At 62.2% G+C, this 25,190-nt stretch carries 17 protein-coding genes; 3 read left to right on the top strand and 14 right to left on the bottom strand.

Annotated features, from left to right (window positions below):
* Positions 1-155: 155 nt before the first annotated feature.
* Positions 156-479, top strand: coding sequence for a ferredoxin FdxA (fdxA, locus tag ACJJV2_RS01415; RefSeq protein WP_043333067.1), 324 nt, complete (start codon positions 156-158; stop codon positions 477-479).
* Positions 480-1,661: 1,182 nt separating this feature from the next.
* Here fdxA and eno read toward each other — a convergent pair.
* The 12 genes from eno to pilM form a co-directional block, all read right to left on the bottom strand.
* Positions 1,662-2,951, bottom strand: a complete 1,290-nt coding sequence (gene eno / locus ACJJV2_RS01410; RefSeq protein WP_043332946.1) for a phosphopyruvate hydratase — start codon at positions 2,949-2,951, stop codon at positions 1,662-1,664.
* 102 nt (positions 2,952-3,053) lie between these two features.
* A complete protein-coding gene (gene kdsA / locus ACJJV2_RS01405) occupies positions 3,054-3,905 on the bottom strand; it encodes a 3-deoxy-8-phosphooctulonate synthase (protein WP_192839151.1) in 852 nt (283 codons plus the stop codon).
* A 131-nt stretch (positions 3,906-4,036) separates the two neighbouring features.
* The gene (locus ACJJV2_RS01400; protein ID WP_043332948.1) at positions 4,037-5,677 is read right to left on the bottom strand and encodes a CTP synthase; all 1,641 of its coding nucleotides are present in this window, start codon (positions 5,675-5,677) and stop codon (positions 4,037-4,039) included.
* A gap of 194 nt (positions 5,678-5,871) precedes the next feature.
* The gene (locus ACJJV2_RS01395) at positions 5,872-7,287 is read right to left on the bottom strand and encodes an FAD-dependent oxidoreductase (protein ID WP_043332950.1); all 1,416 of its coding nucleotides are present in this window, start codon (positions 7,285-7,287) and stop codon (positions 5,872-5,874) included.
* A 77-nt stretch (positions 7,288-7,364) separates the two neighbouring features.
* Positions 7,365-11,816: a glutamate synthase large subunit gene (gltB, locus tag ACJJV2_RS01390; RefSeq protein WP_405277817.1), complete on the bottom strand. Its 4,452-nt coding sequence runs from the start codon at positions 11,814-11,816 to the stop codon at positions 7,365-7,367.
* 507 nt (positions 11,817-12,323) lie between these two features.
* Positions 12,324-13,430, bottom strand: coding sequence for a 3-dehydroquinate synthase (gene aroB, locus ACJJV2_RS01385; RefSeq protein WP_054556505.1), 1,107 nt, complete (start codon positions 13,428-13,430; stop codon positions 12,324-12,326).
* A 69-nt stretch (positions 13,431-13,499) separates the two neighbouring features.
* Positions 13,500-14,042 carry a shikimate kinase AroK gene (aroK, locus tag ACJJV2_RS01380; protein ID WP_054556506.1) on the bottom strand — a complete coding sequence of 181 codons (543 nt, stop codon included), beginning with the start codon at positions 14,040-14,042 and terminating at the stop codon, positions 13,500-13,502.
* Positions 14,042-16,099, bottom strand: coding sequence for a type IV pilus secretin PilQ (locus ACJJV2_RS01375; protein WP_404325432.1), 2,058 nt, complete (start codon positions 16,097-16,099; stop codon positions 14,042-14,044). Before ACJJV2_RS01375 ends, aroK begins: the two co-directional genes overlap by 1 nt.
* Positions 16,100-16,251: 152 nt before the next feature.
* Positions 16,252-16,803 (bottom strand): pilus assembly protein PilP, encoded by a 552-nt coding sequence (locus ACJJV2_RS01370; protein ID WP_405277813.1) that lies wholly within the window; start codon positions 16,801-16,803, stop codon positions 16,252-16,254.
* The gene (locus tag ACJJV2_RS01365; protein WP_153636591.1) at positions 16,800-17,432 is read right to left on the bottom strand and encodes a type 4a pilus biogenesis protein PilO; all 633 of its coding nucleotides are present in this window, start codon (positions 17,430-17,432) and stop codon (positions 16,800-16,802) included. Before ACJJV2_RS01365 ends, ACJJV2_RS01370 begins: the two co-directional genes overlap by 4 nt.
* A complete protein-coding gene (locus ACJJV2_RS01360) occupies positions 17,429-18,019 on the bottom strand; it encodes a PilN domain-containing protein (protein ID WP_405277811.1) in 591 nt (196 codons plus the stop codon). The genes ACJJV2_RS01365 and ACJJV2_RS01360 overlap by 4 nt, the downstream gene beginning before the upstream one ends.
* Positions 18,016-19,080: a type IV pilus assembly protein PilM gene (gene pilM, locus ACJJV2_RS01355; RefSeq protein WP_175089640.1), complete on the bottom strand. Its 1,065-nt coding sequence runs from the start codon at positions 19,078-19,080 to the stop codon at positions 18,016-18,018. Before pilM ends, ACJJV2_RS01360 begins: the two co-directional genes overlap by 4 nt.
* Positions 19,081-19,328: 248 nt before the next feature.
* On the opposite strand from pilM, the gene ACJJV2_RS01350 reads away from it, so the two are divergent.
* Together ACJJV2_RS01350 and ACJJV2_RS01345 are read left to right on the top strand one after the other, a co-directional pair.
* Complete coding sequence (locus ACJJV2_RS01350; RefSeq protein ID WP_405277808.1) at positions 19,329-21,845, top strand: penicillin-binding protein 1A; 2,517 nt, start codon at positions 19,329-19,331, stop codon at positions 21,843-21,845.
* A 225-nt stretch (positions 21,846-22,070) separates the two neighbouring features.
* Positions 22,071-22,832, top strand: coding sequence for a YdiY family protein (locus tag ACJJV2_RS01345; protein ID WP_043332961.1), 762 nt, complete (start codon positions 22,071-22,073; stop codon positions 22,830-22,832).
* A 195-nt stretch (positions 22,833-23,027) separates the two neighbouring features.
* Here the strand turns inward: ACJJV2_RS01345 and ACJJV2_RS01340 are convergent, their stop codons facing one another.
* Positions 23,028-24,296: a malic enzyme-like NAD(P)-binding protein gene (locus tag ACJJV2_RS01340; RefSeq protein WP_054556560.1), complete on the bottom strand. Its 1,269-nt coding sequence runs from the start codon at positions 24,294-24,296 to the stop codon at positions 23,028-23,030.
* Between the two features lie 555 nt (positions 24,297-24,851).
* Entirely contained in the window at positions 24,852-25,064 is a 213-nt protein-coding gene (gene rpmE / locus ACJJV2_RS01335; RefSeq protein WP_054556509.1) for a 50S ribosomal protein L31, read from the bottom strand.
* Positions 25,065-25,190 lie beyond the last annotated feature (126 nt).

The raw sequence follows: 25,190 nt of genomic DNA, 5'->3' as shown, positions 1-25,190 counted from the left end.
GCTGATTGCGGGGGCGGCAGAGCGCCACTAGAATAACGCCTTATAACATCTGCGCCGCTTATAACCTGAAGACCATGATGTCGCCGAGACGACACATGGGGGGCGCCTGGACCACGACCTACGAGAGAGACGCCAATCCGCGTCAGGAGACCTGCATGGCATTCATCGTCACCGAGAACTGCATTCGCTGCAAATACACCGACTGCGTGGAAGTCTGCCCGGTGGATTGCTTCTACGAAGGCCCGAACTTCCTGGTGATCAACCCGGATGAGTGCATTGACTGCGCGCTGTGTGAGCCGGAATGCCCCGCCGAAGCCATCTTCTCCGAAGATGAAGTGCCGGAGAACCAGAAGGAATTCATCGAGCTGAATGCCGATCTGGCCGAAGTCTGGCCGAACATCAGCGAGAAGAAGGACGCCATGGAAGACGCCGAGAAGTGGGATGGTGTCGATGGCAAGCTTGAGTATCTGGAGCAGTAAGCCCCTCAAGCAACCCGCATTTCGCGTGGCAAGCGGCTTGCCCGCCCTGACCGGGCAAGCCCGGCTCTCACGACAGAAACGGCAGCGATTCCTCCGGGAGCCGCTGCCGTTTCTATATCTGATGCCGGAAGCCGGTGCCTCAAGCTCATGCCAGGAGCTCAGCACCCTGACATCCGGGCATAAAAAAGGGCGACCCCGTAAGGTCGCCCGCTCCAAGCGTGTCCCTGTCGATCCATCCTGGATCGCACTCCTGAGTGCTGTCCCTGCCCTTCACGACATCCTGTCATTCGGGGCGCACCGTCACGCGTGGCGGGCATTGCAGCACTGCTCGCGCAGCTGTCCCACCGCAATGCCCGTTAGTGCAGATATTTGCCTGTCCTGCTGTCCTGCCCATGCATTGCCCGGCGTCCTGCCTGTGCAGCTGACAGCCTCACGACATTCCTTGTCCGACCATCCTTGTCGTGGCTTCCTGCCACTTGATGCTGCCGCTGTCTGCCCCATCATTCCTGACTGCATATCAGAGCCTGAGGCTCTTCGACACTCCGTGTCGTTATCGTGCTTCCTGCCTGTGTGGCGCTTCCCATCGCCGACGGATCATCCTGATCCTGACACACTCCGGTGTCATGCCCGCTATCCTTGCTTCCCTGGCATCTCTCGCCTGACTCCTTCAAGCGAAGATATGCAGCTCTCTGCTACCGACGTCCATGTCAGGTCCTTTTCCGCCGAGCGTCCTGCTCAGCGGGGCGAAACGTCCTGTCTCGCCATCAAGTCTTTTCTGATCATCCCGTTGGCATCCTGCCGAGACTGCGGTGTCCCGCCGCACCCTCACGTCCATGCAGCCATTCTGGGCAGCATTCGCCGGCGAGGCAACTAGCCAAACCGCTTAACCCGCTATACCTGAACAGGCCGTCAAAGAAAATATATTCAATAAAATCAAATAGATATTGAAGAGCATACGTTCATATCCGCAGGCGACTCGCAGCCAGTGTCTCGATTGTCCTGCGGGATTTGTAAGAGATGGCTTACACGAAATCAGTACCTGAAAGCGGCCTGTTTCCTGCATCCCCCTCAAACGCACTCAATCATCGCCTGCAATGCACAACGGGGCCGTGCCAGAAGGCACGACCCCGTTGCAAGTTACCTCTGCGATGCTGGGCGTTGAGCCCCTCACATCACAGGCGATTACTGACCCTTGATCTCTTTCAGGCCGTTGTAAGCCACGTCACCCAGCTGCTGCTCGATCACCAGCAGACGGTTGTACTTGGCGACACGGTCAGAGCGGCACAGAGAGCCGGTCTTGATCTGGCCAGCACAGGTACCGACGGCGAGGTCGGCGATGGTGGTGTCTTCGGTCTCGCCACTGCGGTGGGAGATGACCGCGGTGAAGCCGGCGGCCTGCGCCATCTTGATCGCATCCAGGGTCTCGGACAGCGAGCCGATCTGGTTGAACTTGATCAGGATGGAGTTGCCGATGCCTTCATCGATACCACGGCTCAGGATGCGCGTGTTGGTGACGAACAGATCGTCGCCGACCAGCTGCACCTTGTCGCCCAGCTCGTCGGTCAGCATCTTCCAGCCTTCCCAGTCGGACTCGTCCATGCCGTCTTCGATGGAGACGATCGGATATTCCGCGGCCAGGCCGGCCAGATAGTCGACGAAACCACGTGCGTCGAAGCTCTTGCCTTCGCCGGACAGGTTGTACTGACCGTCCTTGTAGAACTCGGAAGACGCGCAATCCAGCGCCAGGGTCACATCGGTGCCCAAGGTGTAGCCTGCATCGCTGACGGCCTGCTTGATGACGGCCAGTGCTTCGGAGTTGGACGCCAGGTTCGGTGCAAAGCCACCTTCATCACCCACGGAGGTGCTCAGCTCGCGACCCTGCAGCACCTTCTTCAGCGCGTGGAAGATCTCGGCGCCGGTGCGCAGTGCTTCACGGAAGGTCGGCGCGCCGACCGGCTGGACCATGAACTCCTGGATGTCGACATTGTTGTCGGCATGCTCACCGCCGTTGATGATGTTCATCATCGGCACCGGCATGGAGTACTGGCCCGGCTGGCCGTAGAGCTCAGCGATATGAGCGTAGAGCTCGATGCCCTTGGCCTGCGCTGCCGCCTTGGCAGCCGCCAGAGAGACGGCAAGAATCGCGTTGGCACCCAGCGATTCCTTGTTCTCGGTACCGTCAAGCGCCAGCATGGCATCGTCCAGCGCGCGCTGGTCGAGTGCATCCATGCCCACGAGGCGCTCGCGGATCGCGCCATTGACGGCTTCGACTGCCTTCAGCACGCCCTTGCCCAGATAACGGCTCTTGTCGCCATCACGCAATTCCAGCGCTTCACGCGAACCGGTGGAGGCACCGGAAGGAGCGCAGGCACTGGCGCGTTGGCCACCTTCCAGCACGACCTCGGCCTGTACGGTCGGGTTACCACGGGAATCGAGCACCTCAAGGGCGCGGATTTCGACGATATTGGCCATCTTGTGTCGTCCTCTACACGGGGGATTGAAACACCACGACGGGCATCTTGCCCATAGTGCAAAAAGGCCGCTCACACAGGGGTGAACGGCCAGTAGTCCTGCTCAACGAATGTCCAGCGGCGCGAAGCCCTTGACCAGCGCATCCAGCGATTGCAGCTGGCGCAGGAAGGGTTCGAGCTGATCCAGCGGCAAGGCGCAGGGGCCGTCACACTTGGCGTTGTCCGGGTCCGGATGAGCCTCGAGGAACAGACCCGCCAGTCCCAATGCGACACCGGAGCGTGCCAGATCGAAGACCTGCTCACGACGCCCGCCAGCGGAATCGGCTCGCCCGCCCGGGCGCTGCAGCGAGTGGGTGACATCGAACAATACCGGCAGGCCGCTATCCTTCATCTCGGCCATGCCGAGCATGTCGACCACCAGGTTGTTGTAACCGAAGCTGGAGCCACGCTCGCACAGCAGAATCCGGTCATTGCCCGCTTCACCGCACTTGGCGACGATATGGCGCATCTCGTGCGGCGCGAGGAACTGCGGCTTCTTGACGTTGATGACGGCGCCGGTGCGCGCCATGGCCACGACCAGGTCCGTCTGCCGCGCCAGGAAGGCCGGCAGCTGGATGACATCGGCCACTTCCGCCACGGCTGCCGCCTGATGTGGCTCATGCACGTCCGTGATGATCGGCACACCGAAGCGCGACTTGATCTCGGCCAGAATCTCGAGCCCCTTCTCCATCCCGGGACCGCGGTAGGAGTGCATGGAGCTGCGGTTGGCCTTGTCGAAGCTGGCCTTGAAGACGTACGGCATGCCCAGGCGTGACGTCACTTCGACGTACTGCTCGGCGACTTCCAGCGCCAGCTCCCGCGATTCGAGCACGTTCATGCCACCGAAAAGCGTCATCGGACGATCGTTGGCGACTTGCAGACCCGCAAAATCGATCACGCGTTGTTCGTTGCTCATCTCTGCACCGTCCATCAAATCGTTGTCCATCGGCAGTCTGCCTGAGGATGCTCTGGCGAACATCAAGACATGCAACCACCGCGGAGAAGACCTACGGGCGCCACCCGAGGTGGCGCCCGCTCAACACCCTATCACTCGCCGCGAGTACGCGCCGCCTTGTGATTGAGCGCGGCATTCACGAAGCCGGTGAACAGCGGATGGCCATCACGCGGCGTGGAGGTGAATTCCGGGTGGAACTGACATGCCACGAACCACGGGTGATCCGGCAGCTCGACCATCTCGACCAGCGAGTTGTCGACGCTGCGACCGGAGAAGATCAGGCCCGCTTCTTCCAGGGCCGGCACGAACTGGTCGTTGACCTCATAGCGGTGACGGTGACGCTCGACGATCTCATCGCTGCCGTAGGCCTGATGCGCCTTGGAGCCGTTGAGCAGGCTGCAGGCCTGGCCGCCGAGACGCATGGTGCCGCCCAGATCAGACGCCGCGTCGCGGGTCTCGATCTTGCCTTCCGGCGTCAGCCACTCGGTGATCAGACCGACCACCGGGTGCTGGGTGTCATGGGTGAACTCGGTGGAGTTGGCATCGCTCCAGCCCGCCACGTTACGCGCGAACTCGATGACGGCAACCTGCATGCCCAGGCAGATGCCTAGATACGGCACCTTGTTCTCACGCGCGAAGCGCGCAGTGGCGATCTTGCCTTCCACGCCACGCTCGCCGAAGCCGCCCGGCACCAGCACCGCGTCCTTGCCGATCAGACGGTCGGTGCCGTTGCGCTCGATTTCCTCGGAGTCGATGAAGTCGACGTTGACCTTCACACGCCCCTGGATACCGGCATGGATCAGCGCCTCGTTCAGCGACTTGTAGGCGTCGAGCAGCTCCATGTACTTGCCGACCATCGCGATGTTGATGGTCTTGAGCGGGTTGAGCTTGGCGTCGAGCACCGCGACCCACTCGGACATGTCGGCCTCTTTGGCCTCCAGGCGGAACTTGTCGCAGACGATCTCATCGAGGCCGGCTTCGTGGAGCATCAATGGAATGCGATAGATGGTGTCGGCATCCTGCAGGGAGACGACGGCACGCTCTTCGACGTTGGTGAACAACGAGATCTTGCGACGCTCGCTTTCCTCGATCTCGACTTCGCTGCGGCAGATCAGGATATCCGGCTGGATACCGATGGAGCGCAGCTCCTTGACGCTGTGCTGGGTCGGCTTGGTCTTGGTCTCGCCGGCCGTCTTGATGTACGGCACCAGCGTCAGGTGCATGAAGAGCGCACGCTCGCCACCCAGCTGCGCACGCAGCTGACGGATGGACTCCAGGAACGGCAGCGACTCGATGTCACCCACGGTACCGCCGATCTCGACCAGTGCGACGTCATAGCCTTCACCGCCGGCGATCACGCGACGCTTGATCTCGTCGGTGATGTGCGGGATGACCTGCACCGTTCCGCCGAGGTAGTCACCGCGGCGCTCCTTGCGCAGCACGTGCTCGTAGACGCGACCGGTGGTGAAGTTGTTGCCCTGGGTCATGCGCGAGCGGATGAAACGCTCGTAGTGACCGAGGTCGAGGTCGGTTTCCGCGCCATCTTCGGTGACAAAGACTTCGCCGTGCTGGAACGGGCTCATGGTGCCCGGATCGACGTTGATGTACGGATCCAGCTTGAGGATGGTGACCTTGAGGCCACGGGCCTCGAGAATAGCCGCCAGCGAAGCGGATGCGATGCCCTTGCCAAGCGAGGACACAACGCCGCCCGTCACGAAGATAAATCGTGTCATGGAAACCTGCCGAAAACGTGAGCTGTAGGAGAGATCCGGGGGAACGGATCAGGATGGGTCGCCAGTCTAGCGGAAAGGCTGCTCCGGCTCAATTTGAATGCCACCACCTGCCCATCTCGCGTCGCCATCCGATGCACCCGCCATAACGCATCAGACCCGCCGTGGCGGGCCTGATGCGTGACGTCACATGACCTTTACACTTCCAGGAAATCAAGAATCCCTTCAGCGGCACGGCGACCTTCATCGATGGCGGTCACCACCAGATCGGAGCCGCGCACCATGTCACCGCCAGCGAACACCTTGGCATTGGTGGTCTGGAAGGCATGACGCTCGGCGCTGGTCGCGATGCGGCCACGCTCATCGACGGCGATGTCGAAGTCGGCGAACCACGGCGCAGGGCTTGCCTGGAAGCCGAAGGCCACGACCACGGCATCCGCCGGCAGAATCTCTTCAGACCCCGGCACCACTTCCGGACGCTGACGACCATTGGCATCCGGCTCACCCAGGCGGGTGCGCACGACCTTGACGCCTTCGACCTTGCCATCGCCGACCACTGCCACCGGCTGACGGTTGAAGAGGAAATCGACGCCCTCTTCGCGGGCATTGGTCACCTCACGACGTGAGCCCGGCATGTTGGCCTCGTCACGACGGTAGGCACAGGTCACGCTTTCCGCGCCCTGGCGGATGGAGGTGCGGTTGCAGTCCATCGCGGTATCACCACCGCCGAGCACCACGACCTTCTTGCCTTCCATGGAGACGTAATCCGCCGGGTCCTTCTCGAAGCCCAGGCAGTGATTGACGTTGGCGATCAGGAAGTCGAGCGCCTTGTGCACGCCCGGCAGATCCTCGCCCGGGAAGCCGCCACTCATGGCGTTGTAGGTACCCATGCCCAGGAAGACGGCATCGTATTCCTCGAGCAGCGCATCGAAGGTCACATCACGCCCCACCTCGACGTTGAGACGGAACTCCATGCCCATCTCTTCGAAGATCTCGCGGCGACGCGTCATCACGCCCTTCTCGAGCTTGAACTCCGGGATGCCGAAGGTCAGCAGACCGCCGATTTCCGGATGGCGATCATAGATCACCGGACGCACGCCATTGCGCACCAGGATATCGGCGGCACCGAGACCCGCCGGGCCTGCACCGATGATGGCGACGCGCTTGTCGGTCCAGCTGACCTTGGACATGTCGGGGCGCCAGCCCATCGCGAAGGCGGTGTCGGTGATGTACTTCTCCACCGAGCCGATGGTGACGGCACCGAAGCCGTCATTCAGGGTGCAGTCGCCCTCGCAGAGACGGTCCTGCGGGCAGACGCGACCACAGACTTCCGGCAGCGAATTGGTCTGGTGCGAAAGCTCGGCGGCTTCGAGGATATTGCCCTCGGAGACCAGCTTCAGCCAGTTGGGAATGTAGTTGTGTACCGGGCACTTCCACTCACAGTAGGGATTGCCACAGCCCAGGCAGCGATGTGCCTGGCTGGCGGCTTCTACCGGCTTGAACTCGGCATAGATCTCGTTGAACTCACGTGCGCGCACGCGAGCATCTTTCTTCTGCGGGTCCTGACGACCCACATCGATGAACTGGAAGTCGTTGGCGAGCTGATTGGCCATGATGAATCCTCCTTCAAAATCCGGGCACCGTCGCGGTGCGGGCCCTCACCCGGGACATGCTGGGGTGAGGGGTGCGATCACTCCGGCTGACGCCGTGACTGGTCCAGCAGGCCGTTGAGGCTTGCCGCCTTCGGCTTGACCAACCAGAAGTGACGCACGAAGTCAGGGAAATCACGCAGGATGTCGCGCCCGCGCTCGGAGCCGGTCTCGGCCACATATTCCTCGATGACTTCGCGCAGATGGCGACGATAGGCCTCCATGGCTTCGGTATTGATGCGGTGGATTTCCACCAGCTCGTGGTTGTACTTGTCGACGAAGTCGCGATTCTCGTCCAGCACGTAGGCGAAGCCGCCGGTCATGCCCGCACCGAAGTTGACGCCTGTCTCGCCCAGCACGCACACCAGACCGCCGGTCATGTACTCACAGCAGTGGTCACCCGCGCCTTCGATCACGGCGTGCGCACCGGAGTTGCGCACCCCGAAGCGCTCGCCGGCGGTGCCCGCGGCATACAGCCGTCCGCCGGTCGCGCCGTACAGGCAGGTGTTGCCGATGATGGCGGTCTTGTGGCTCTCGAAGCGCGAACCACGCGGCGGCACGATGGTCAGCTTGCCGCCGTTCATGCCCTTGCCGACATAGTCGTTGGCGTCGCCTTCCAGATGCATCTCGAGTCCGTGCGCGTTCCAGACACCGAAGCTCTGGCCTGCCACACCGGTCAGGCTGACCTTGAGCGGCGAGCCTGCCAGCCCGGCCTCGCCATAGCGCTTGGCGATTTCACCTGAGACACGCGCGCCCACCGAGCGATCGCAGTTGGTGACATGGAAGCTGAACTCGCCACCGCTGCGGCTGTCGATCGCCGACTCCATCGCGGCCAGCATCTCGAGGTTCTTGGCACCGGGATCATGCGGCTCGTTGCGGCTGACCTGGCAGAACTGCGGCGCGTCCTTGGGCACGAAGTCATTGCCCAGCAACGGCGTGAGGTCGAGACGACGCTGCGCGTTGGTCTCACCTTCCAGCACTTCGAGCAGATCGGCACGACCGATCAGGTCGGTGATCTGACGCACACCCAGCAGTGCCATCAGCTCGCGCACTTCCTCGGCGATGAAGCGGAAGTAGTGCTTGACCATCTCGACGGTGCCGCGGAAATGCTCGTCACGCAGCGCCTGGTGCTGGGTCGCGACACCGGTGGCACAGTTGTTCAGGTGGCAGATACGCAGGTACTTGCAGCCCAGCGCGACCATCGGCGCGGTGCCGAAGCCGAAGCTCTCGGCGCCCAGGATCGCGGCCTTGACCACGTCCAGGCCGGTCTTGAGGCCGCCATCCGTCTGCAGACGGATCTTGTGGCGCAGCTGGTTGATGCGCAGCGCCTGATGCACCTCGGGCAGCCCCAGTTCCCACGGGGAACCGGCGTGCTTGATCGAGGTGATCGGGCTGGCCGCGGTGCCACCGTCATAGCCGGAGACGGTGATCAGGTCGGCGTACGCCTTGGCGACACCGGTGGCGATGGTGCCGATCCCCGGCTCGGAGACCAGCTTGACCGAGACCTGCGCCGACGGATTGACCTGCTTGAGATCGAAGATCAGCTGCGCCAGATCCTCGATGGAATAGATATCGTGGTGCGGCGGCGGCGAGATCAGTGTCACCCCCGGCACGGCGTAGCGCAGGCGTGCGATCAGGTCGTTGACCTTGCCGCCCGGCAGCTGACCGCCTTCACCGGGCTTGGCACCCTGTGCGACCTTGATCTGCAGTACCTCGGCATTGACCAGGTACGCCGGCGTGACACCGAAGCGACCGGAGGCGATCTGCTTGATCTTGGAGGAGCGCACGGTGCCGTAACGCGCCGGGTCTTCACCGCCTTCACCGGAGTTGGAGCGCCCACCGGCCTCGTTCATGGCCTGGGCCAGCGCTTCATGTGCCTCGGGAGACAGTGCGCCAAGCGACATGCCGGCGCTGTCGAAGCGCGGCAGCAGTGACTCGACGGACTCGACTTCCTCGATCGGCAGCGGCTCGGCGACCGGCTTGAGGGTCAGCAGGTCACGAATGGTCGCCACCGGACGCTCGTTGACCAGGCGCGCGAATTCCTTCCACTTGCCGTAGTCACCCTGCTGCACGGCCTGCTGCAGCTTCACCACCACATCCGGGTTGTAGGCGTGGTATTCGCCGCCATGCACGTACTTGACCAGCCCGCCCTGCTTGATGCGCTTGCGCGGCAGCCAGGCTTCACGGGCCAGCAGCTCCTGCTGGAACTGCAGCTCGGCAAAGCCGGCGCCTTCGATGCGCGAGGCCATGCCGGTGAAGCACATGTCCATGACTTCACTGTTGAGACCGACCGCCTCGAACAGCTGCGAGCCACGGTAGGAGCCGATGTGCGAGATGCCCATCTTGGACAGGATCTTGTAGAGCCCCTTCTGCATGCCCTTGCGATAGTTCTCGCGGGCATCAGCCGGGTTGCCGGACAGCTCGCCGGTGCGATGCATGTCAGCCATGACCTGATAGGCAAGGTACGGGTAGACCGCCGTGGCGCCGACCCCGAACAGCACTGCCATCTGGTGCGCGTCACGCGCATAGCCGGTCTCGATCACCAGGTTGACGCGCGGGCGCAGGGCCAGTGCACCGAGGTGATGATGGATGGCGCCGGTCGCCAGAGCGGCGTGGATCGGCAGCTGCCCCTTCTTCAAGCCACAGTCGCTGAGTACCAGAATCACCTTGCCATTGCGCGCCGCTTCCTCGGCCTGCTGACAGAGGCCCTTGAGCGCCTGCTTGAGGGAGTCCTGCGCCGGATCGTAGTGCAGCTTGAGCGTCTGCGAGGTGAAGGCCGGATCTTCGTGATTGACCAGCGCATTGAACTTGCGCGGTGACAGCACCGGCGTGGTCAGGATCAGGCGATGCGCGTGTTCCGGCGTCGCGTCGAAGATGTTGAGCTCGGCGCCACAGCAGGTCTCCAGCGACATCACGATCGCTTCGCGCAGCGGATCGATCGGCGGGTTGGTGACCTGGGCGAACTTCTGACGGAAGTAGTCGGTCAGTACGCGGTTCTGGCGCGACAGCACGGCCATCGGCGTGTCATCGCCCATGGAGCCGACCGCCTCCTGACCGCTCTCGGCCAGCGGGCGCAGCAGCTGATCGCGCTCCTCGAAGCTGACCTGGAACATCTTCTGGTAGACGTCCAGCTGATCGGCATCCATCGGCTGGAAACGCGCCAGCTCGGTCAGTGCAGACTCGAGATAGTTGGCGTTCTCACGCAGCCAGCGCTTGTAGGGATGCGCGCCCTTGAGGCGCTCACTGACCTGATCGGTGTGCAGCACTTCACCGGTCTCGGTATCGACACCCAGCACCTGACCCGGCCCGACGCGCCCCTTGGCGACGACATCTTCCGGCTTGTAATCGTAGGTGCCGATCTCGGAGGCCAGGGTGATGAAACCATTGCGCGTGATGACCCAACGCGCCGGACGCAGGCCGTTGCGGTCCAGCATGCACACGGCGTGGCGACCGTCGGTGAGCACGATGCCCGCCGGGCCGTCCCAGGCCTCCATGTGCATGGAGTTGTATTCGTAGAAGGCACGCAGATCGGAGTCCATCTGCTCGACGTTCTGCCATGCCGGCGGCACCATCATGCGGATGGCGCGATAGATATCCATGCCACCGGTCAGCAGGACTTCCAGCATGTTGTCCATGCTGGAGGAATCGGAGCCGACAGTGTTGACGATCTCGTCCAGCTCGGCGATCTCGGGCAGCTGCTCGGAGACGAAGTTCTCCTTGCGCGCGTTGGCCCAGCCGCGGTTGGCCTCGATGGTGTTGATCTCGCCATTGTGGGCGAGGAAGCGGAACGGCTGGGCCAGCGGCCAGCGCGGCGCGGTGTTGGTCGAGAAGCGCTGGTGGAAGACACAGATCGCGGTCTCGAGGCGCGGGTCGCCCAGGTCCTTGTAGAAGCGCGGAAGATCTTCCGGCATCACCAGGCCCTTGAAGGAGATGACCTTGCCGGAAAGCGAGCAGACGTAGAAGTCCTCTTCGCTCTTCAGCGCCTGCTCGGCATAGCGACGCGCCATGAACAGATCGACATTGAAGGCGATGTCGGTGCGCTCGTCGGCGGCGCCGACGAAGACCTGACGGATGCGCGGCAGGCAGTCGCGGGCCATCGGGCCGCACACGCTGTCATCTACCGGCATGTCGCGCCAGCCCAGCACCTCGAGATTGCGCGCGCTCAGCGCCGACTCGAAGGCGTCACGCGCGGACTGTTCACGCGCGTCATCATCAGGCAGGAAAAGCGTGCCGACGGCATAGCGAGCGCCCAGTTCCAGCCCGAGGGTTTCTCGAGCGATCTGGCGCATGAAGCCGTCCGGCATCTTGAGCAGCAGGCCACAGCCATCGCCGGTCTTGCCGTCAGCGGCAATCCCGCCACGGTGGGTCATGCAGGTCAGGGATTCAATGGCGGTCTGCAGCAGTTCATGGCTCGCCTGCCCTTCCATATGGGCGATCAGACCGAAGCCGCAGTTGTCGCGGAACTCTCCCGGATGGTGGAGACCTTTGTTCATGGGGCGTGCCTCACGGAGAAATCATGTGTCCAGATGCTTTTTTTCAAGCATTTTCCCGGTTATAGTTATCGGTTATCTTTATTTTTATACCTGCCGATAGTGGCGCCATCAGTGTCGCTACACGACGCCAGATTTCCCTCGAGCATATCCCCCAGCTTCCCGCCTGCGCAATTCTCCACAGGTCGCCCATCGACCAAAAAAACCTGACAAAACCGAAGGTTAGAAGAACATTCAACCAAAAAACCCTGTAGGCTCAAGCGCTTAGCGGGTAGACATGCCTCATGAATTTCGCCTTGCAACTTTAGTATTGGTTAAATAAAAAACAGCGTTTTTATTCGATTTACCCCATACCGATTACGCATACGGCATACCAATTCAGGAATCACGCTCCACCAATGACTCCGTCACGGCGCGCTGACACCCGCCAAAAGAAAAGCCGCCACCCAGAGGGTGACGGCTTGCGTGGTCGTGCAGCGCCCATGAACCAGCCGCTGGCTGGCCGGGATGTCAGCGAGAGCTGCGTGGCCAGTGCTCCAGCATGTCGGCCAGCACACCGGCTGGCGCCTCTTCGGTAATCACCGCTCGGCCGATGCGCTCAAGCAGGATCAGGCGCAGACGACCGTCGACATTCTTCTTGTCCAGTTGCATGTGCTTGAGGAAGTCCTCGACGCCCATGTCTTCCGGAGCCGCCAGCGGCAAGCCTGCCTTGGCGATGATGTGCGAGACACGCTCCACATCCGCACTCGACAGCCAGCCCATGCGCGCCGAAAGCTCAGCCGCCATCAGCATGCCGGTGCCGACGGCTTCGCCGTGCAGCCAGACGCCATAGCCCTGGTCCGTCTCGATGGCATGCCCGAAGGTGTGGCCCAGATTGAGCAGCGCACGCACGCCCTGCTCGGTCTCATCCTGCGCCACGACATCCGCCTTGATGGCACAGCTGCGGCGAATGGCTTCACCGAGCAGGGTTTCGTCCAGCGCCATCAGGGCCGTCATGTTGTCTTCCAGCCAGCTCAGGAAGCTTTCATCCCACAGCAGACCATATTTGATGACCTCGGCCATGCCCGCTGACAGCTCACGCTGCGGCAATGTCTTGAGGCTTGCGGTATCGATCAGCACCAGGCGCGGCTGCCAGAAGGCGCCCAGCATGTTCTTGCCACGCGGATGGTTGACGCCGGTCTTGCCGCCCACCGAGGAATCCACCTGCGACAGCAGCGTGGTCGGCACCTGGATGAAGGCCGCGCCCCGCTGATAGCAGGCCGCAGCGAAGCCGGTCATGTCACCGATCACGCCACCACCGAGGGCGATCAAGGTACAGCGGCGATTGAAGCCGGCCTCGAGCAGGGCATCCCAGATCAGGCCGATGCTGGCCATGTGTTTGGTCTGCTCGCCGTCGTCGAGGATGACCTCGCGGATATCGAGCCCCTCACCCAACGAGGCCTTCAGTGCGTCCAGATACAGCGGTGCCACCACGGTGTTGGTGACGATCATCACCTGACGCCCCGCAAGGTGCTCACGAATCAGATCACCACGTGCGGTCAGGCCCGGCCCGATATGAATGGGGTAACTACGCTCGCCGAGCGCGACATCAAGACGATGAGCAGGTGCCAGGGACATCAGAATTCTCCTTGGGCGAAACAGATGACAGCGACTGATACCCGCCAGGGCCACCAGCCGCTGATGAGACTAGCCAGGGGCGTGCAACGGGTCCGCCAGCGCCTTGATGCGGCGACGGATCTCGTTGGTGACCGCCCGAGGACTGCGCCGATCGGTACGCACGATGATATCGGCCGTCTCGCGGTAGAGCGGGTCACGCAACTCGAACAGGCGCTTGAGCACCCGCCCGGGGTCATCCTGCTGCAACAGCGGACGATTGCGATCACGGCCGGCTCGCTTGAGCTGCTGTTCGACAGGCGCGTAGAGATACACGACAGTGCCGCGTTCGCGCAGTACGCGCCGATTGGCTTCCGCCATGATGGCGCCGCCACCGGTGGCCATCACGACTTCCCTGAGCGAGGTCAGCTCATCGATGACAGCCTGCTCACGCTCACGAAAGCCGGACTCGCCCTCGACGTCGAAAATCCACGGAATACTGGCTCCGCAGCGGTCTTCAATCACATGGTCGCTATCGCAAAATTCACGATGCAAGTCGGCCGCCAGCAGGCGGCCGATAGTGCTCTTGCCGGCCCCCATGGGGCCGACAAGGAATACGTTGGGAATCACATGCATCAGCGCACCGCCAGGCCGTCCTCGATGATCTTCGGGGTAATGAATACCAGCAATTCTACCTTCTCGTTGGACTCTTCGGTATAGCGGAACAGATTCCCGATCACCGGCAGGTCCCCGAGGAAGGGCGTCTTGAAGACGCTGCGAATCTGCTCAGAGGTCAGAATGCCACCCAGCACCACGGTTTCGCCGTCATTGACCAGCACCTGCGTCTCGATTTCATTGGTATCGATGGCCGGTTCGCCATTGAAGCTATCATCGGAGACATCGTCATTGTTGATCAACAGATCCATGATGATGCGGTTGTCAGGCGTTATCTGCGGCGTCACTTCCAGCGCCAGCACCGCTTCCTTGAACTCGATGTTGGTCGCACCGCTGGAGGTCGCCTCCTCGTAGGGAATTTCCTGACCCTGCTTGATGACGGCCTTCTTCTGGTTGGCGGTGATGATCTTGGGCTGGGAAATGGTCTGGCTCTTGCCTTCGCTTTCCAGCGCCGAGAGCTCCAGGTCCAGCAGGATATCGCCGGACAGGTAACCGAAACTGAAGGTGCTTCCCGGACTGCTGTCATCACCCAGATCTACGCTCAGACCACCGTTGCTGGTCGTACCGGTCGACGCGCCTTCCAGGCCGAACTTGCCGTTGCTGCTGTTGGAAAGCCCCCAGTTGACACCGATCTCGCTGGAGACGCTGCTGCGCGCGATGACGATGCGCGCCTCGATCTGCACCTGACGCACCGGGATATCGAGATATTCCAGCGTGCCGCGAATGGACTCGAGCGTATCGCGGGTATCCTGGATCAGCATGGTGTTGGTGCGCTCATCGACCATCACGCGTCCCCGCTCGGACAGCAGACCGATACCGCCTTCACCGCGCAGCAACGCCGCCAGGTCCGCCGCCTTGGCATAACGCACCTGGATGTATTCGGTGGTCATCGGCGCCAGCTCCTTGACCTGCTGGTTCGCCTCGAGCTCCTTGCGCTCCAGTGCCGCCAGCTCTTCGGCCGGCGCGACCATCAGCACGTTGCCCATGCGACGACTGGCCAGACCGTTGGACTTGAGCACCAGATCCAGCGCCTGATCCCAGGGCACTTCCTTCAGGTTCAGGGTCACGTTGCCGGTGACGTTGTCACTGGCGACCAGATTGAGCCCCGTGAAGTCAGCGATGATCTGCAGCACGGAGCGCACTTCGATGTTCTGGAAGTTGAGCGAGATCTTCTTGCCGGTGTAGGGGAACTTGTCCTTGATGCGCTCCGCCTGCTCTTCACGCGTCAGCGGCTTGACCTCGAGCACCAGCTCGTTGCCTGCCTGGGTGGCCAGCTGGGTGTAGTAGCCACTGGCGTCCACCACCATGCGCACGCCATCACGGGTACGCTGCGGATCGATACGCGTCACCGGCGTGGCGAAATCGCCGACATCCAGCACCTGATTCATCTCCGGCGGCAGCTTCACGCCCTTGATGTCGACGTAGATCTTGCGCCCGCGCTCGGTGACACGTGACTCGACGTTGGAGCGGTTGAAGTTGATCACGACGCGACCTTCACCGTCCGTGCCACGACGGAAATCGATACCACTGACGGCCGGCTCGCTGGCCACTTCCAGGGCACGGTTGTCCGGCGGCACGCTGGCGGCGTTCGCCTGGGAGGCAGCCGCAGGCTGAGCGCCCGGCGCACCACCCTGCTCGCCGATGATGACGTAGAGGCTGTTGCCCTCGGTGCGCGTGACGTACGGCTTGGACTGGTTGAGCTTCATGACCAGACGCGTGCGCGAGCCGGCCTCCAGCGCCACCAGTTCGTCCACGCCGCTGAGCCCCAGATCGAAGCGACGCTTGTCGAGCTGACTGCTGGTATCCAGGAGGTCGATGGTGATGCGCGGCGGCGTCTCGATACGGTAGCCCTTGACCTCCGGCACTCCGCCGACGAAGTCGAGCTTGAGCTCCATACGATCGCCCCCGAGGGCGGTGAAGTTGAGATCCTGCAGCGACGACGCAGCCATCGCCACATTCGCCATCAGGCTACCGACTGCCGCCAGCCCCAGCAGACTCATTCGTTGCAATCGCGTCATGTTCCCTAGTCCCCTGTCTCGCCGTGGCTCCGTTCAACCGTCGGGCTGATCGCGCCTTATTCTTATCGAAGCGTTATGGTGTCGGTCGCCATCTCTTGCGGGTCGACCGTTCGTCTTCCGTGACAATATGGCTACTGCCAACGCCAGTGATCTCAACCACCTGTCGACACGGGCTCTTTCAGCGCCATGGCGCGAGACCGCTCGATCCAACCGCCCTGACCATTGGGCACGATTTCCACCATATCGATCTGCGTATCACCGATACGGGTGATCCTGCCGAAGTTGCTGCCCATATGGTTGCCGACCCGCACACGCTGGACTTCCTGCTCCGGCGTCAGAATCAACGCCGAACGCGCGCCATCGACATCCAGCGTCCCGACCATGCTGAGCTGCTCCATCGGCCAGGCTTCCAGTGGTTCACGAGGGCGATCGAGGTCCGGTCGCACACCGTTGTCGACGGCCGTCAGCTCCTCTTCGGGCTCCGGCAGACGTGATTGGAAAGGACTGCGCGCATCCGCCATGTCATAGGTGACGGGATGATACTCGGGTTGCGGCGGCAACTCCTGCACCTTGCCGGAAGGACGTCCTCTCAAGGACTCGAGCTCCCCCTCCAGCGCGCCCAGCTGCGGATCTCCACAACCCGCCAGCAGAGTGACCAGCAACACACTTCCCATCACGGTATTTCGACGTGTCATCAGGCTCATTGCTTGCCTCCTGACGTTGCCGGGGTCTGGCGATAATTGTAGGTCTTGGCCAGTAGCGACAGCTCGAGATCATCGCTGTTGGCGACCGGCGTCAGCACGAAATCATGCAGCGTCACGATGCGTGAAAGCCCCGCGACCCCGGAGATGAAGGCTGCGATACGATGATAGTCGCCGCGCACCTTGATATCGAAAGGCTGCTCGACGTAGAAGTTGCGATTCTCCGCCGGCTTCAGACGAATGTATTCGACCGCCAGCTGGTTGTTGATCGCCGTCTCGCTGATGTCATCCAGCAGCGCCGGGACTTCCGCGTCGGTGGGCAGCATTTCCAGCAGCTGCCCCATGCGGGACTCCAGCTCCACCATCTGCTCGCGCATGGCCGGCAGGTTGGCGGCCTTGAACGCCTTGCTCTCGAATTGCTGAAGCAGCTGATTTTCCTGGGCGCGCAGACGCTCGAGGTCTTCTGCCTTGGGCGCCGCAAGGAACCAATGGGACGCCCAGAACAGGGCGCCCAGCACGATAAGCGCCAGCACGGCCTGCAGCGTGACCGGCCAGATGCCGGCTTCCTTCAGGTCAAGATCACGAAAATCCGTCGACTTGAGGCGGCGGATTTCAGCATCGATGAAACTCATCGCCGACCTCCTTTCTTGTCATTTTCCGCTTCGGCAGCGTTCAGCGCCGACCCCGTCGGGCGCTCCGGAATCATGATATTGAAGCTGCGCTGATCGTCGTCATTGCTTTGCACATCGGAGAGCGTCGGGGTGCCGAAGGAATCCGACAGGGCAATGGCGCGCATCAGGCCCGAGACCTGACGCGTGCTTTCCGCCGTGCCATTCGCCTTGAGCTGGCGCCCGCTGCGACTGATGCTCTGATACCAGGCGCCGTCCACCAGAGACGTCACCAGCTGATTGAAGACCCGCACCGTTTCCGGACGCGAGAACTGCAGACTGCGGATCAGCTCTATCTGATCGAGCATCTGGGTTCGGCGTGCCTCGATGTCCTCGACTTCCTTGATGTCACGATTGAGACGGGCCATTTCCTTCTCGATGAAGGCATGGCGCTGCTGCTGCGCCTCAAGCTGGCTCTGGTAATACTCGCTCATGCCATAGCCGCCACCGATGCCAACGACAGCCGCCAGCGCCAGTATGCCCATGAAGCGCTTGCTGCGCTTCTCACGTCGGTCTTCACGCCAGGAAAGCAGATTGATCTCGATGGTCATGAGCGCTTCCTCATCGCAAGACCGCAGGCCGTGAGCATCGCCGGGGCATCGCCCGCCAGCGCCTGGATATCGACGCGCGGATTGACGCTCATGTGAGTGAAGGGGTTGGCCATGATCACTTCAAGCCCGGTGTGCTCCGCCAGACCTTCACGCAGCCCCGCGATGGCGGCCGTACCACCCCCGAGCAGGATACGCTGCACCTCTCGACGCTTGCCGGCGGTATAATAGAGCTGTAGCGAGCGCGCGATCTGCTGGATGAGCGTCTCGCGGAACGGACCCAGTACTTCGCTGTCATAGGTATCCGGCAGACCGCCACGCTTCTTGGCCAGGCCCGCCTCATCATTGGAGAGATCAAAGCGATTCATGATCTCGTCCGTCAGCTGACGCCCCCCGAAGACGGCGTCGCGACTGTAGACGATGCGGCCATTCTGGATGACGTGGAAGGCAGTCATCGTCGCACCGATATCGACGACGGCAACGCACTCTTCGTTGTCGTAGGTCGGCGGCAACTGATGACGCAGCTCGCCGAAGGCGCGCTCGAGGGAGAAGGTCTCGACATCGACGGCAGCCGGCTCGAGGCCGGCCTGGGACAGTGCCGAGGTCAGCTGATCGACGTCCAGGCTGCGACATGCCACCAGCAGCAGATCCTGCTGATCGGGATTGCGCGGATTGACGCCCAGATGCTGGAAGTCGAACGCGACATCGTTCAGCGGAAAGGGGAAGTGCTTCTCAGACTCGAGCGCGATGCGCTGCTCGATCTCGTCATCGGCGAGATTGGCCGGGAAGCTCAGCGTCTTGGTGATGGCGGCGCTCGCGGGAACCGCGACGACAGCGCGCTTCGAGCGCGGCTGCGCCTGCTCGACGGCACGCTTGATGGCCAGCACGACTTCGTCCATGTCTCGGATACGTCGCTCGACGACTGCGCCTTCCTTGAGTGGACGCACCGCATAGCTATCGATCTGGTATCGATTTCCTTGCCTGGACAGCTCCAGGAGCTTCACCGTGGCCGACGTGATATCGACCCCGATGAGTCCCTTGCCGGCGGATTTGAGTCCCAGCAATTGGCGTTCCCCTGCTCTGATGACGATCTTGCCAGACTGGCTGGCCGCCGGTTCCCTGACGACGTTGCCGCGACACCCTCTATCATTCCAGGATGTTACATTATGTTTCCCAGAATAACACAACAGACGCGCAAGTCAGGGTTCAACGCTGGCCGCATCTGAACCCGCTACTTATAATGCCCCAGCAATGGAATTGCCAATCCCCGCGCAGCCACTCGCTTTTCTTACCCACGGACCCTGTCTTGCCCATGAAGCTATTGAGACGACTATTTTCGCCAGTGTTCTGGCTGCTGCTATCACTATGTGCCGCGGGACTTCTGGCCATCGTTGGCGCTTCGCTGTACTTCTCGCCGGGCTTGCCCGACGTCCATCAGCTTCAGGATACCAAGCTGCAGACGCCGCTGCGCATCTATACCCGCGATGGCAAGCTGATCGGCGAATACGGTGACCAGCGCCGCATCCCGGTCACCTACGACGAGATCCCCGAGACCTTCGTTGACGCCCTCCTCGCCGCCGAGGACAGCAACTTCTTCTCCCACCCGGGCATCGACCCCAAGGGGCTGGCGCGCGCGGCCGTGCAGCTGGCCTCCAGCGGCAGCATCCAGTCAGGCGGCAGCACCATCACCATGCAGGTGGCGCGCAACTATCTGCTGACACTGGACCAGACCTTCACGCGCAAGATTCGCGAGATTCTGCTGTCGCTGCAGATGGAAGAGATCCTCTCCAAGCAGGAGATCATGGAGCTCTACGTCAACAAGATCTTCTTGGGACATCGCGCCTACGGGATCGCCGCTGCTGCGCGCACCTACTACAACAAGTCCCTGGATGAACTGACCCTGGCCGAGCAGGCCATGCTGGCCGGCCTGCCCAAGGCGCCGTCGAGCTTCAACCCGCTGACCAACCCGCAGCGCGCACTGATCCGTCGCAACTGGATCCTGCTGCGCATGAAGGAGCTGGGTTACATCGAGCCGCAGGCCTATGACGAAGCCGTCAAGGCGCCGATCACCGCGGCACGCTATTACTCAAAACCGGAGGTCCAGGCACCCTACGTCGCGGAAATGGCACGCAGCTTCGCCGTCGATCGCTTCGGAGACAAGGCCTACACCGACAACGTCCGCATCACCACGACGCTGGACAGCTCACTGCAGCCGCAGGCACGTGATGCCCTGATCAAGGGGCTGATCGCCTACGATACCCGCCACGGTTGGCGCGGGGTCGAGGAATCCGACATCGCCGCCTCCCTGGCAGAAGCCCAGGACCAGACCGATCAGGCCGGCCTCGAAGAAGAGCTCTCCAAGTCGCCGGAAGTGCTGGAAACCGCCAAGCAGGCGGCTCAGAAGAGCGAGAAGCGCATCGCGGGCATCGATCGTGATGTCTCGAACTGGCTGAAAGTGCTCGACCGCACCCCAGACTACGGCCCACTGAAGGCCGCCATCGTGGTGGAAAGCACTGGCAAGCAGATGAAGGTACTGCTGGCCGACGCCACAGCCGTGACCCTCGACTGGGAGGGGCTGAAGTGGGCGCGCGAGTACAAGAGCGCCAAATGGCGTGGCGGCGTGCCGGGGTCGGCCGCCGAGATCGCCAAGGCCGGTGACCTGGTGCGCGTGATCAAGCAGGACGACGGCTACCGTCTGGGCCAGCTGCCGGACGCGCAATCCGCCATCGTCTCGCTGGACCCGGAAAGTGGCGCCATCCTCGCCCTGCAAGGTGGCTTCAGCTATTCCGCCAGCAAGTTCAACCGCGCCATTCAGGCACGCCGTCAGGCAGGCTCGATCTTCAAGCCTTTCGTCTACCTGTCCGGGCTCGAGCAGGCCGGCATGTCACCGGCGACCATCATCAACAACGCCCCTGTCGTGCTTCAGGATGGCGGCAAGGTGTGGCGTCCAGAAAATGCCGGCGGCAAGTTCACCGGCCCGACCCGCGTTCGCGTTGGCCTGTATCGTTCGCTGAACCTGGTCTCCGTGCGCCTGCTGCAGACGGTCGGCCTCGACAAGACCCTCGACTTCCTGGTCAAGCTGGGCTTCCAGCGCGACGAACTGCCCAATGGCCTGTCGCTGGCACTGGGCAGCGCCTCGCTGACCCCGCTGGAAATGGCGCGCGGCTATGCCGTGCTCTCCAATGGCGGCTTCCGTGTCGAGCCCTGGTACATCGACACCATCACGCGTGGCGATGACGAGACCGACTATGAAGCGCATCCGGCGGTTGCCTGCGCCAACTGCGCGCCGGGCATGGTCACCGTCAATCGTGACGGGCGCCAGTACCCGCTGGCCGAGCGTGTCGCCTCCCCCGAAGCCATGTATCTGATCCGTGACATGATGCAGGATGTCATCAAGCGCGGTACTGGCCGTGGCGCCCTCGCGCTGGGTCGTGATGACCTGGCCGGCAAGACCGGCACCACCAACGATCAGCGTGATGCCTGGTTCTCCGGCTTCAACAGCAAGCTGGTGGCCACGGTCTGGGTCGGCAAGGACTCCAACGACACCTTGGCCGAGTATGGCGCCCAGGCCGCTCTGCCCATCTGGGTCGACTACATGCGTGGTGCCCTCAAGGGTATGCCGTCCTCCACCATGGAACGTCCGGACAGCATCGTGACGGCGACCATCGACCCGGACACCGGCAAGCGCCTGCGCAGCGGTCAGTCCGGCGGCATCAGTGAGCTGTTCCGCAAGGATAATCTGCCGCCCTACCAGGAACGCACCATCCGCAAGGAACTGGAGCAGGAAAGCGGTTCAGAAGGTACCGGAACTTTCGAGGCCATCTTCTGATCTGATCTCCAGACCTCGCCTGCCAGCCTCATCGGCAGGGGAGAGAGCCCAAGGAAGAGCGGCCGCTGGTCGCTCTTCTGCCATCTGAGCATTCGCACGGCTCCCCCGTATCGCGATCCACTGGTAGCGTCCGGATGACGCGCCAGGCCGCCTCGCTCAGCAAGCGTCATCTCGCAAGCCATATTCCCGATGATGATGTCATGCCTCAAACATGCCGGAGTTCGCATGCTTCACCCATTGCCCACACTGCGCAGGACCGCGTTTCTGTGCCTGGCCCTGCTTCCCCTCGACACGGCTGTCGCAGACGACCTCTTCTATGCACCGCCACCCGCCAGCGAGGACTCTGAGCCCTTCAGCGGCCAGGCCGAGCTGGGCTTCACCAAGCTGTCGGGCAACTCGAACAGCGAGACCCTGCTGGGCAAGACCAGCCTGTCCTGGCACCTGAAGCCCTGGACCCACACCTTCCGTGTGGAGGCCAAGCATGTCTCCAGCAGTGGCGAGACCACGACCGACAAGTACCTGGTCGGGCAGCGCGAGCGCTATGACCTCAGCGATGACCACTACGCCTTCGGGCTGCTGCGGTGGGAGAAGGAGCGCTTCTCCGGCTACAACCACCAGGTCACCTCCATCGTCGGTGAGGGCATCACGATACTGGATGGCCCCGAGCACAACCTCTCCCTCGAGGCCGGGCCGGGCTATCGCTTCGATGACATCACGGCGGGGGATCACGAGAACTACCTGCTGGGCTATGGCGCGATGGACTACCGCTGGCAGCTGTCCGACACCTCCAAGTTCGAGCAGCAGTTCTCGGCAGAGGCCACGCGCGAGAACGTGATCAGTCGCAGCTATACCGCGCTGACGGTCGCCATCAATGCAAGCCTCGCTCTCAAGCTCTCGCATGAGATCGAGAACAACACCAACCCGCCCGACGAGTCGGATGCCAAGACCGACACCACCACGGCGGCCTCCATCCTCTACAGCTTCTGAGCAATGGTCTGACGCCTGCCTGCCCAGGCGCCAGTCGCTGGTGGCTCATGGCTCGCGGTTCATGGCTCAAGGCTCTAGGCTCAAGGCTGAAAGCAGCCACCAACAAAAAGCCCTCGCCGGAATCTCCGACGAGGGCTTTTTCATGTCTTGCGTCGCTTCAGAGACGCCGCCAACCGGCCATTCGACCGCTGACGCTTAACCGTAGACCTGATCCGTGCTGGTCAGCGGGTAGTGCGCCGGGTACGGCTTGCGTGCGACACCGGAATCGATGGCCGCTTGGGCCACGGCGGCCGGCAGACGCTCGAGCAGACGCGAGTCCATCGGCGTCGGGATGATGTAACCCGGGCCGAATTCGAGGCTGTCGATCTCGTAGGCATCCAGCACATCCTGGCTGACCGGCTCACGCGCCAGGTCTTTCAGGGCGTGAACGGCGGCCAGCTTCATCTCTTCATTGATGCGCGTCGCACGCACATCCAGCGCGCCACGGAAGATGAACGGGAAGCCCAGCACGTTGTTGACCTGGTTCGGGTAGTCGGAGCGACCTGTCGCCATGATGACGTCCGGGCGTGCTTCGCGAGCGGTATCCGGATGAATCTCCGGATCCGGGTTGGAGCAGGCGAAGACGATCGGGTTGGCGGCCATCTTCTTGAGCTGCTCTGCCTTGAGCAGGTTCGGGCCGGACAGACCGACGAAGACGTCGGCGCCATCGATGGCGTCGTCCAGCGTGCGCAGCTCGGTCTCGGTGGCGAACATCGCCTTGTACTGGTTCAGGTCGTCACGGCCGCTGTGGATCACGCCCTTGCGGTCGAGCATGAAGATGTTCTCGACCTTGGCACCACTGGCCACCAGCAGCTTCATGCAGGCGATGGCGGCAGCGCCGGCGCCCAGGCAGACGATGCGCGCGTCTTCCAGCTTCTTGCCGGCGATATCCAGGGCGTTGAGCATGCCGGCCGCGGTGACGATGGCGGTACCGTGCTGGTCGTCATGGAAGACCGGGATATTGCACTGCTCGATCAGCGCCTGTTCGACTTCGAAGCACTCCGGTGCCTTGATGTCTTCCAGGTTGATGCCACCGTAGGTGGTGTGGATGCGACGCACGGTGTCGATGAAGGCCTGTGGGCTTTCCGCATCCACTTCGACATCGACGGAGTTGATGCCAGCGAAGCGCTTGAACAGCACGCCCTTGCCTTCCATGACCGGCTTGGAAGCCAGCGGCCCCAGGTTGCCCAGGCCAAGGATGGCAGTCCCGTCAGAGATGACCGCGACCAGGTTGCCCTTGCCGGTGTACAGGTAGGCATTTTCCGGGTCGGCGGCGATTTCGCGGCACGGTTCGGCAACGCCCGGGCTGTAGGCCAGCGCCAGGTGCTTGGCGGTCTCGGTCGGCTTGGTCAGCTCGATGGAGAGCTTTCCGGGAATCGGTTCGGCGTGATATTGCAGTGCTGCTTTCTTCATGGCATCAGACATGCGTGTCATCCGGTATTTTGGCGGGGGGTTGGCTGCTCCAGAATATAGAAAAAGACACCTCTGAACAACCGACGCAACTTGCTGTTATGCATGACTTTAAAACGTTCGTTTAAAAAATATTTTAGCCATTCGTCTAACGTTATGGATGCCCTACCCAGCCATAAACCTTTCCTTATCGCTGACCGGACTTCGCGTCGATTTCGGCCCGAGATGACGCCACGATTCGCGCAAGATCCTCGATTTTCGACCGTTCGCTGACGCAACCCGCCATTCCGGCGCGCTTGATGCAGAGGCAGAGCAGAAAAAGTGCCAAATCGGAAACAATCTTTCCTTTCAGCAAGCGCAGCGCAGGGGTGAAATCTTCGCAAGGGCATCACGGCAGACCATTGCGACCAGATCATCACGACAAGGACATCCCGGGCCGGCTGCCATGGTCGCGGCTCTCTTCAGGGTGGTCTGAACGACAGGCACAAAAAAACCCGCTCGTGAGCGGGTTTTTCGTCCATGACGCTGCAAGATGCGCAGCGCCATGAAAGCGACAAGCAGCTGAAGGTATCAGCGCTTGATGGCAGCACCGAAACGCTTGTTGAAGCGCTCGACGCGACCACCGGTGGTAGCCTGCTTCTGCTTGCCGGTGTAGAACGGGTGGCACTCGGAGCACACGTCAAGCGCGAAAGTCTGCTTGGAAGTGGTACCGATTTCGTGCTGCGCGCCGCAGGAGCAAGTTGCGGTCTGGCGCTGGTAGTCCGGATGGATACCCTGTTTCATGATGTGTAACCTCAGGTCGCTGTGCACCGCCACCTGATCACTTGCCAGGCACCGTACACGGGTTTTGGATTGAACCGGTCATTCCGCCGTTTCCGACGGAAGGCCGCGCATTTTACCAGTCATCTG

It is taken from the genome of Cobetia sp. Ld8 (assembly GCF_045066615.1).
GTDB classification, from domain to species: domain Bacteria; phylum Pseudomonadota; class Gammaproteobacteria; order Pseudomonadales; family Halomonadaceae; genus Cobetia; species Cobetia amphilecti.
Note: the sequence above shows the minus strand (reverse complement) of the source record. Positions and strands in the feature narration are given on the sequence as shown.